This window comes from Myxococcus sp. AB025B, from assembly GCF_006518215.1.
Taxonomy (GTDB): domain Bacteria; phylum Myxococcota; class Myxococcia; order Myxococcales; family Myxococcaceae; genus Myxococcus; species Myxococcus fulvus.
Genome location: NZ_SRLW01000014.1, coordinates 52,138 through 61,008, shown reverse-complemented (window position 1 = coordinate 61,008; position 8,871 = coordinate 52,138). Strand labels below are relative to the sequence as shown.

9 protein-coding genes are annotated in these 8,871 nt (G+C 70.1%); 4 read left to right on the top strand and 5 right to left on the bottom strand.

Annotation, left to right across the window (positions count from 1 at the left end; translation table 11 throughout):
* On the top strand, window positions 1–692 hold a 692-nt coding region (locus FL311_RS04090), incomplete at its 5' end, for a TrkA family potassium uptake protein (RefSeq protein ID WP_194869046.1).
* Window positions 693–761: 69 nt separating this feature from the next.
* Here the strand turns inward: FL311_RS04090 and FL311_RS04085 are convergent.
* The gene (locus FL311_RS04085) at window positions 762–2,078 is read right to left on the bottom strand and encodes an alpha/beta fold hydrolase (protein WP_141323579.1); all 1,317 of its coding nucleotides are present in this window, start codon (window positions 2,076–2,078) and stop codon (window positions 762–764) included.
* Between the two features lie 409 nt (window positions 2,079–2,487).
* Window positions 2,488–3,123, bottom strand: coding sequence for a glutathione S-transferase family protein (locus FL311_RS04080; RefSeq protein ID WP_141323577.1), 636 nt, complete (start codon window positions 3,121–3,123; stop codon window positions 2,488–2,490).
* A gap of 142 nt (window positions 3,124–3,265) precedes the next feature.
* On the opposite strand from FL311_RS04080, the gene FL311_RS04075 reads away from it, so the two are divergent.
* Window positions 3,266–4,150 (top strand): methylated-DNA--[protein]-cysteine S-methyltransferase, encoded by an 885-nt coding sequence (locus FL311_RS04075; RefSeq protein ID WP_141323575.1) that lies wholly within the window; start codon window positions 3,266–3,268, stop codon window positions 4,148–4,150.
* A gap of 6 nt (window positions 4,151–4,156) precedes the next feature.
* Here the strand turns inward: FL311_RS04075 and FL311_RS04070 are convergent, their stop codons facing one another.
* Window positions 4,157–5,737, bottom strand: coding sequence for a hypothetical protein (locus tag FL311_RS04070; protein WP_141323574.1), 1,581 nt, complete (start codon window positions 5,735–5,737; stop codon window positions 4,157–4,159).
* A gap of 6 nt (window positions 5,738–5,743) precedes the next feature.
* Window positions 5,744–6,118, bottom strand: a complete 375-nt coding sequence (locus tag FL311_RS04065; protein ID WP_141323572.1) for a hypothetical protein — start codon at window positions 6,116–6,118, stop codon at window positions 5,744–5,746.
* A 178-nt stretch (window positions 6,119–6,296) separates the two neighbouring features.
* On the opposite strand from FL311_RS04065, the gene FL311_RS04060 reads away from it, so the two are divergent.
* Together FL311_RS04060 and FL311_RS04055 are read left to right on the top strand one after the other, a co-directional pair.
* Window positions 6,297–7,112, top strand: coding sequence for a helix-turn-helix domain-containing protein (locus tag FL311_RS04060; protein WP_141323571.1), 816 nt, complete (start codon window positions 6,297–6,299; stop codon window positions 7,110–7,112).
* 160 nt (window positions 7,113–7,272) lie between these two features.
* The gene (locus FL311_RS04055) at window positions 7,273–8,103 is read left to right on the top strand and encodes a dienelactone hydrolase family protein (protein WP_228556658.1); all 831 of its coding nucleotides are present in this window, start codon (window positions 7,273–7,275) and stop codon (window positions 8,101–8,103) included.
* A gap of 13 nt (window positions 8,104–8,116) precedes the next feature.
* Here the strand turns inward: FL311_RS04055 and FL311_RS04050 are convergent, their stop codons facing one another.
* Window positions 8,117–8,863 (bottom strand): SDR family oxidoreductase, encoded by a 747-nt coding sequence (locus FL311_RS04050; protein WP_141323570.1) that lies wholly within the window; start codon window positions 8,861–8,863, stop codon window positions 8,117–8,119.
* Window positions 8,864–8,871 lie beyond the last annotated feature (8 nt).

The window sequence follows — 8,871 nt, the reverse complement described above, 5'->3', positions numbered from 1 at the left end:
GGGTGGGCTACCGCGTGGTGACGCAGTTGAAGGAGATGGACAAGGACGTGGTGGTGGTGGAGAAGCGCGAGGACGCGGCCTTCGTCTCCGCGCTGCGGGACGAGAACGTGCCGTTGCTCATCGACGACACGCGCAGCCCGCTGTGCCTGCCGCGCACCAACGTGAAGCACGCCTCCGCGATTGTCTGCGCCACGGACGACGACCTGGCGAACCTCAACATCGCGCTGGACGCGCGCAAGCTGAACCCGAACATCCGCGTCGTCATCCGCCTGTTCGACGAGGACCTGAGCGGCAAGGTGCGCGACACGTTCAAGGCGGAGGCCCTGTCCAGCTCGTCGCTCGCCGCGCCCGCGATGGCGCTGGCGGCGATGGACCCGCGCATCATCCACTCGTTCCACCTGGGCAAGCACCTGATGGTGGTGTCGCTCTTCGAGGCGCGCGAGGGCCTGCCGGGGCTGAACATCTCCGCCATTCGAGATCGCTTCGGCGGGCTGGCGTTGTCGCTGATGCGCGACGGCCACGAGCAGCTCCACCCGGTGGGGGACGAGGTCATGCGCGCAGGGGATGTGCTGACGGTGCAGGCGTCGTATCCGGAGTACTGCCGCCTGCGCGCCTTCACCAACGAGGCGGACCCGCCCATCTTCGCGCACCAGGACCAGATTGGGCCGGTGTGGCCGCGCAAGGCGGGCTGACGTCCCTGGGGCCCGCGAATCATCCGGGCGCGGACGGCGTCCCTGACACGGCGCGCGAGGCCGCTCGATTCATGACGCGCGAGTACATCGAGTGTCCTCATCCGCGACTCGAGCCATGAGCGCGGAGCGCGCGAGCGCGAGCCCCGAGGGCAGGGTGAGGGCCCGGGCAAGCAGTGCCGCAAGGGGCGCCCACTCGATGAGGAAGCCATCGTGGCCGTGCGGGCTGGACAGCTCCGCGTGCTCGGCGTGGACGCCCTGGGCACGCAGTCGCTGGGCCAGCGTCGCCATGTGCTGGGGGAAGAAGAGCAGGTCCTGGTCGATGCCCACGCACAGGGCGCTCGCGCGGATGCGCTCCAGTCCTCCATGCGGCGCTCTCGAAAGGTCGTGGTGGTCCATGGCCCCCAACTGCGCCAGGTACGCGCGCCCGTCGAAGCGCGCCTCCAGCTTGCGCCCCTGGTGCTCCAGGTAGCTCTGCACCGGGTGCAGCGCGCGCGAGGACCACGTCGCGGGACGCGGCTGGTTCGTGTCCAGTCCCGGCTCCGCGCGGTACGTGAGCATGGCGAGCTGTCGCGCCAGCTCCAGTCCCCGGTGTGACGACTCGGGGAACCCCGGGTCCAGCAGCAGCGCCTGTCGGGCCACGTGATTGAGCCCCACCACCCACGCGGAGGCCGACTCCGCGGCGGCGATGGGCGCCATGCGCGCGAACCGCTCGGGCGCGAGCGCGGCGAGGCAGAGCACAATCATTCCACCCAGCGAGCCACCGGTGACGAGCTCCACCTCCTGGATGCCCAGGGTGTCGAGTGTGAGGAGGATGCTTCGCGCCTGGTCCCACGGCGTGAGCGTGGCGGGCAGGTGTTGCTCGTCCTGGCGCAGGTCACCCTTGGCCAGCACGGGCGCGGGGCCGAAGCGCGAGTCGTCGGTGCGTCGGGGGAAGCCCTCGTCCGCGGGGCCGACGGTGCCGTAGCAGGAGCCCAGGTTGTTGAAGCACAGCAGCCGCATGCGCGTCGGGTCCAGCACGCGGCCCGCGCCGATGAGGGGTTCCCACCAGCCGCCCTCGCCACCCGCGCGCATGTCGCCGGTGAGCGCGTGCACCAACAGCACGGTGGGGACGCGCGTGGAGGGCCGTGTGCCGCCGTGACGACGGGCACGCTCGGAGGCATGGAGCAGCTCCTCTCGCGTGCGGCGCACGAGTCGCGGCGTGGTGGCCTGGGACTCCTCCTGCGCGAGTAGGTGCGCACGAGACTGGAGCCAGGGCAGGTCGTCCTCCGGGCCCCACCACCAACCGCGCACGAGGTGCGGAGTGATGCGGGCACCGGCTTCCAACGTCAGCTCTGGCGCGGTGACTTCGAAGAGGCGCGGCGAGGTCGCGCGAGTGGGGGGAGCCAAGGGATGTCTCCGGACAGACGGGTGGCTGCGCGGGCGCGAGCGTGCGCCCGGGAGGGAAGTGGAAGTGGGGTGTGAAGTGAACGGACGGCGGGGCTGGCTTCGCTGCGCTCCTGCGGGTGATGCGAGGGCGCTACGGGAGGGCCAGGAACGACGAAGCCCACCGACCCTCGCGGGTGGGTGGGCTCGGTGGCTCGCCAGGGTCGGACGCGACGTCAGCCGACACAGGCGGGCGCGAGCCCACCGGTCATCGACATTCGACGCATGGCGAAGAAGGACGTCATGGCCCTCACGGATAAACGCTCACCCCTCGCGAGTCAAGTCGACCCACGGACGAGTGCCCCATGTGGCACACCTCCGACATGGGATTCCGCGACGACGCGTGATTCTCCGTGCGGGCTCGCACGTCACGTCACGGCGCGGTGACCATCGCGTTCGCCGGATACGGGGCGAGTGCGCCGATGTGCCCGGGCTGGGCCTTCACCCGCGCGAGCCACCGGGACACCGCGGGGAAGTCCTCCAGGGCCAGGCCCGCGTCGGGCGCGAGATGCGCATAGGCATACAGCCCGATGTCGGCGACGGTGGGTCGCCCGCCGACGAGGAAGTCCTCGTGTTGGAGATGCCGCTCCAGCGTGGTGAGCGCGGCGCGGCCGGCCTCGACGCGCACGCGGAGGACCTCGGGAGGGTGCAGGCGCGCGCGCCCGGTGAGCACCCAGAAGCGTGCGGTGCCGATGTTGGGCTCGACGCAGTTCTGTTCGAAGAAGAGCCACTGGTGGACCTGGGCGCGCTCGAAGGCGTCGCGAGGCAAGAGGGGCGTGTCCTCGGTGAGGAACAGGAGGATGGCGTTGGACTCGGCGAGGAAGCGTCCGGGCTCCGGCTCCAGCACGGGGATGCGGCCGGCGGGGTTCTTGTGGCGAAGGAAGTCGGGCGTGTGGCTCTCGCCCGCGAAGATGTCCACGGGGACGAGCTCATAGGGCCGGCCGAGCCAGGACAACACGTGGCGCAGCTTGTAGCCATTGGCGGAGGCCGCGCAGTCGTAGAGGCGCATGGGGGCACTGTAGGCGCCCGTCCGCGGGCGGACGACCCGGTCCTTGCTGCGCACCAGAGGGGGATGGCCGCAAGAACCGGGTTGAAGGGCGAGGGCCCCGGGGTCATACCCAGGGATGGACACACCTTCCGGGAGCCGGGACATGGCCAACAGCGACTACGCCCGAATCGAGCAGGCGATTCTCTACCTCGATGCGCACGCGCGCGAGCAGCCCTCGCTGGACGACGTCGCCGCGCACGTGGGCCTGAGCCCCTTCCACTTCCAGCGCCTGTTCACCCGCTGGGCGGGAATCAGCCCCAAGCGCTTCCTCCAGGTGCACACGCTCAGCTCGGCGCGCCGGCTGCTGGCCGAGCGGCGCAGCGTGCTCGACACGTCCTTCGCGGTGGGGCTGTCCGGAGGCGGGCGGCTGCACGAGCTGTTCGTGACGCTGACGGCGATGACGCCCGGGGAGTTCAAGCTCGCCGGCGAGGGACTGACGATTCACCACGGCGTACACGCGTCACCGTTCGGTGACTGCCTCATCGCCGTCTGTGAGCGCGGCATCTGCGGACTGCACTTCCTGACGGGCGAGTCCGAGTCCGAGGCGCTGGAGTCCTTGCGTGAGCAGTGGCCGAGGGCGAGCTTCGTGGAGTCTCCGAGGCTGACGGCGCCGTGGGCCGGGCGCATCTTCTCCCAGACGCCGCCGGGTGAGCGGACGGCGCTGTCGGTGCTGGTGAAGGGGACGCCGTTCCAGGTGCAGGTGTGGCAGGCGCTGCTGCGCGTGGCGCCGGGCGAGGTGGCGACGTACGAGGACCTGGCGAAGGCCATCGGCAGGCCCAAGGCGGTGCGCGCGGTGGGCTCCGCGGTGGGCGACAACTCGGTGGCGCTGCTGATTCCCTGTCACCGCGTGCTGCGCAAGACGGGCGTCATCGGCGACTACCGTTGGGGCAGCTCGCGCAAGCAGGTGATGCTCGCGTGGGAGACGCTGCGCCGCGAGGCCGACAACGAGGATGGCGACGGCGAGGCCCTCCAGTCCCGACTGGCGTGACGCGGCTCAGCCCAGCGCCGCGAGCGCCGACACCTTGGCGAGGATTTCCGGCGCGGCCTGCACCAGTGTGGCAATCAGCAGGAGCCACCCGACCACGCCCGAGACCGCCCTGCCGACGAGCCGGATGACGAGCGACAGCACGGCCCCCGCCAGCCCGATGGCCGCCGACACCCGCTCGATGCGTCCCAGCAACTGTCGCGCGTCCTCCACCGAGGCCTGCGCGTCGATGAACAGCACCGAGTCGCAGTCCATGTTGAGCCGGCAGCCCATGTCCAGCCGGGGCGCGGGGGGCAGAACCTGTCCGCCCAGGAAGATGCCCACGCCATCCGCGAACGCGGTGGCCGCGCGGCCAATCGCGCCCAGCACGTCATTGGCGACCTGGAAGAGCGAGCGGAAGACGTTGCGCGCCAGCGTCTTGAAGAACTCCCCGACGGACCGGAAGATGCTCACCACCGTCTCGCCGAGCCGCTGCACCTGGCGCTTGAGCCACTTGAAGGTGCGCTTGAGCCCGTCCCAGAGGAAGAAGTCCGAGTTGTCGACCTCGCTCGTCCAGTAGTCCTGGAGCTCGGCCTGGTTGTTCTCGACGAACTTCACGAGGTCGTCGGAGGACACGTCCTCCTCGCGCTGCTGGCGCACGAAGTCCTCGAAGAGCGCGGGTGTCACCTGCGTGGTGTGCAGCAGCACCAGCGCCTCGAACGTGGGCCGCGCCGGGCTGTTCCTCCAGTACTGGTCCAGCGCCTTGCGCAGCTTCGACGCGACGACGGGCTCGCGGATGTCTCCCAGCGGGTAACCGTTCAGCCACAGCTCGTTGCGCGCGAGCCGCAGCAGGAAGCGCCGCGACGCGGTGGGCAGCTTCCTCTCCTCCAGCTCCCGCTCGGGGAGGAAGCTGCGCAGCTCGGGCGTGCCCTGGGCCACCTTCTCCAGCAGCTCATCGTGAGACATCAGCAGCCGCAGGGTCTCCCGCTCGGTGATGCTCGAGGACGCAGTCAGGCCCAGCTCGAACATCACGGCCCGGAAGCGCGCCAGCTGGATGCGCAGGTTGTTCGTGTCGCTCGGGTCGACCTTGACGTTGTCCCTGAGGCCCAGCGTCGTCAGCCGCAGCTGCGCGGCGCGCAGGAGCACGGGCTTCGCCACGCCGTTGACGGGGTACCACCGCTCGATGTCGAGCGGGTCCTCCAGCGTGACCAGCTCCTGGAGCGCGTCCCACGTCGCCTGCTCGATGGTGGCGCCGCTGGGCGTAAGCCCGATGTCCACGCGGAACGGGTTGAGCCCCTTGAGCAGCGCCGCGTCCATCTTGTCGCTGGTGGGGTCCCCCACGTCGTAGCCCAGGTGACTCAGGCGCAGGCGGACGGCGCGGACCACCAGCTTGTAGCGCTCGTAGTTGGCGCCCTGGGACGAGGGCGTCAGCTCCGAGAGCGGCACCAGCCCCGCGTGCTGCTCCAGGACCTGGAGGTTCTCCTCCAGGTTCATGGCGGTCTCCAACGGGTCGAGCCCACGGCCCTTCAGCGGCACGCCTCGCGCCGCGGGGAGCCGTGTCGGCGCGTCGAACAGCGCCGCGATGCGGACCGACTCAGGCGAGGACGGCATCGTCGCTCAGCCCTTCTTGACGATGTCCTTGAGCAGGTCGCCGAAGAAGTCCACGACGGACTTGCGCGCGGCGATGCTGGTCTCCACCGACTTGCGGTGCAGGTCGAGCAGCTCCTGCAGCCGGGGGATGTCCTGCTCATCGGTCTGGAAGAGCTTCATGTCACCGTCGAACTTCACCTGCGTCGCGGCGACGAGCTTGATGGTGGCCTGGGTCGTCGCGCTGCCCACGGCGCTCGTCGTCAGGTTGTCCCAGTCGATGGTGGGCTTGGCGCCGGTGGTGTTGATGATGTGCTTCACCTGGCCGGTGTAGGTGATGACCTCCAACGTGACGAGGTCGTCGACCGCCGTGTTGAGCTTCTCGATGGCCTGCTTGAGTCCCATGTGGTGTTCCCCCTCGAAAAGGCTCGCGCATCCACGCGGAGCCCGGAAGCCAGGGAGTCTAGCGTGGGCTCGAATGCCGGCGTCAATGTCGGCGGTGCGTAGGGGGGAGCCCACACGGGTCGACGACGACCTTCGAGACGCGTCTGCCATTGTGTAGGGTCGTTCCGGGATTCTCCACATGGCCTTCCTCGCCCTTGCTCCGCACACCGCGCTCGCGCCGCTGGTCCTCGGTTATTGGTTCATCGAGGACCTGGAGGGTTCGTACGAGGGCAGGCCCATCCGGACCACGCCCACCGCGGCGGCGGTGCTGACGCTCAACTTCGGCAGACCGTGTGGGAGTGAGTTCGCGGCGGGCGCGCCACGCGCCTCGTTGCTGGGCGTCCAGAGTCGCCCGCGGAACTGGAGCTCCGGGGCGGGGTGCTCCTTCGTGATGGTGATGTTGCGGCCGCCGGGATTGGCGCGACTGTTTCCCGCGACGGGGCCCGAGAGTCGCGACGACCTCATCGAACTCGGAGGGCTGCTGGGGGACGGGCCCGCGCGATGCCTCTGTGACGACCTCGCGGCGGCGGGGACTCCCAGGCGGGTCGCGGACCGGCTGGATGCATGGCTGCTCCGGCGTGCGCGGGCAGGAGGCGAACTGGAGCGGCTCGAGCAGGCCTGGGCGACGCTGGCGAGGACCTCGCGGGTGAGCACGACGGCGCGCGGAATGGGGGTGTCGACGCGGCAGCTCGAGCGTTGGTTCCGGGCTCACGTGGGCTGTACTCCCAAGCAACTGCTCGGATTGGACCGCGTCCAGGCCAGCCTCCATGCGATGCAGACGGGGCAGGGCGACCCGCTCCACGGCTTCAGCGACCAGGCCCACCAGATTCGCCAGTGGCGCCGCTACCTCGGCGTGACACCCGGACGGTACGAGCGCGGGAACTGGTCCATCCTCGCCGAGTACTTCGCGCAGGCACGCGACGCCGCGCCCGGTGGGCTCGCGCACTTCTTCTGAAGGCGGTCCCCGACGAAGGTCCAACCCAGTCGTCACCAGCCCGTGCGGAGCCTCACCGGAGCGTCTCCCAGCACCGGTAGGGCCGCGGCGAGCACCGGTCGCTCGGGGAGGCGGAGCATCGCAATCAGGGCGCTGCTCGCGTGAGCGGAGGCCCCGGGGCATGTCGCATTCGTTCAAGACCCGCGTCGCGCCCGGCGCCAGATTGTCGCCTCGCAGGCAGCGAGGAGACACGGTGATGTCGGGACAGCAGGAGGCAGTCCTCCACGGTGAACTCGTGGAGTATCGCGAGGGGGAGACCGTCTGTGAGGGGTACGTCACCTGGGGCCGTCGGGAGGACCGCCGTCGTCCCTGCGTGCTCCTGGCGCATGCATGGGACGGCCTCAACGCGCCCATCCGAGCGAAGGCGGAGGAGTTCGCCGCGCTGGGGTACGTGTGCTTCGCCGTGGATGTGTATGGCAAGGGCGTGCGAGGCGGTGTCGCGGACGACAACTCGCGCCTGATGGGGCCCCTCATGGAGGACCGCGCCCTGCTGCGTCGACGGATGGTCGCCGGCTTCGAGGCCGCGCTGCGCCATCCTCTCGTCGACCCGGAGCGCATCGTCGTCATCGGCTACTGCTTCGGTGGCCTCTGCGCGCTGGACCTCGCGCGCAGCGCGGTGCCGGGACTGAAGGCCGCCGTGAGCTTCCATGGAGTCCTCGTGCCGCCGAGGCTCGGGCCTCAGTCCTCCATCACGGCCAGGGTCCTCATCCTGCACGGCTGGGAGGACCCGACCAGCTCGAAGGAGGACGTGCTCGCGGTGGCGCGCGAGCTGACGGAGGCGGGCGCGGACTGGCAGCTCCACGCGCACGGCCACGCGATGCATGCCTTCACCTATCCAGGGCTCCACAACCCCGAGGCCGGGCTCCAATATCATCCCGACGCGGCCCGACGGACCTGGGCCGCGATGCGCGCGTTCCTCGACGAGGTCTTCGTGGGCGCCGAGCGCCGCTGACTCCCACGCGGGCTCAGGACATCTTCGCGACGAGCTTGAGCGGCAGGTTGCGCAGGAAGAAGCCGACGACACCCCACGGCCAGCCGGGGACGTAGGCGCTCACCGGCTCCTTCTCGATGGCCTTCACCAGCGCGCGGGAGCCCCGCTCCGAGTCCACCGCGAAGGGCAGGTTCTTCGCCCCCGCGTTCAGCTCCGTGTGGATGTAGCCGGGATAGATGGTGGAGACCTTGATGGGCGTGCCGAGCAGCTCCGCGCGGATGCCCTCCGTCAGCGTGGCCAGCCCCGCCTTCGTCGCCGCGTACACGGTGAGGTGACGGGGCAGGCCGCGCATGGCGCTCATCGAGGAGATGGTGACCAGGTGTCCGTGGCCCTGCTTGCGGAGGATTCCCACGGCCGCCTCGCACTGGGCCACGGCGGCCACGAAGTTCGTCTGGGCCGTCTTCGCGTTGGTGGCGAAGTGGCCGGTGCCGATGCGCTTGCCCACGCCGATGCCCGCGTTGATGATGACGCGGTCCAGCCCACCGAGGTCCTGGGCGAACGCCTCGAAGACCTCGAACACCCGCTCGTGCTCGTTCACGTCCAGCGCGCGCACGGAGACCTGGATGCCCGGGTGCTTCGAGAGCAGCTCCGCGCGCAGCGCCTCCAGCCGGTCCGTCCGTCGAGCGCACAGCGCGAGATGGCGTCCCCGCGCCGCGAACTCGCGGGCCATGCCCTCACCCAGTCCGGAGCTCGCGCCCGTAATCAGGATGTTCCTTCGCATGGCCGGAC

Excerpts from the sequence above, each read along its gene's own strand:
- FL311_RS04060 (WP_141323571.1), top strand. The coding sequence starts at position 6,297 with ATGGCCTTCCTCGCCCTTGCTCCGCACACCGCGCTCGCGCCGCTGGTC.
- FL311_RS04075 (WP_141323575.1), top strand. The coding sequence starts at position 3,266 with ATGGCCAACAGCGACTACGCCCGAATCGAGCAGGCGATTCTCTACCTC.
- FL311_RS04080 (WP_141323577.1), bottom strand. The coding sequence starts at position 3,123 with ATGCGCCTCTACGACTGCGCGGCCTCCGCCAATGGCTACAAGCTGCGC.
- FL311_RS04065 (WP_141323572.1), bottom strand. The coding sequence starts at position 6,118 with ATGGGACTCAAGCAGGCCATCGAGAAGCTCAACACGGCGGTCGACGAC.
- FL311_RS04070 (WP_141323574.1), bottom strand. The coding sequence starts at position 5,737 with ATGCCGTCCTCGCCTGAGTCGGTCCGCATCGCGGCGCTGTTCGACGCG.
- FL311_RS04050 (WP_141323570.1), bottom strand. The coding sequence starts at position 8,863 with ATGCGAAGGAACATCCTGATTACGGGCGCGAGCTCCGGACTGGGTGAG.
- FL311_RS04055 (WP_228556658.1), top strand. The coding sequence starts at position 7,273 with ATGTCGCATTCGTTCAAGACCCGCGTCGCGCCCGGCGCCAGATTGTCG.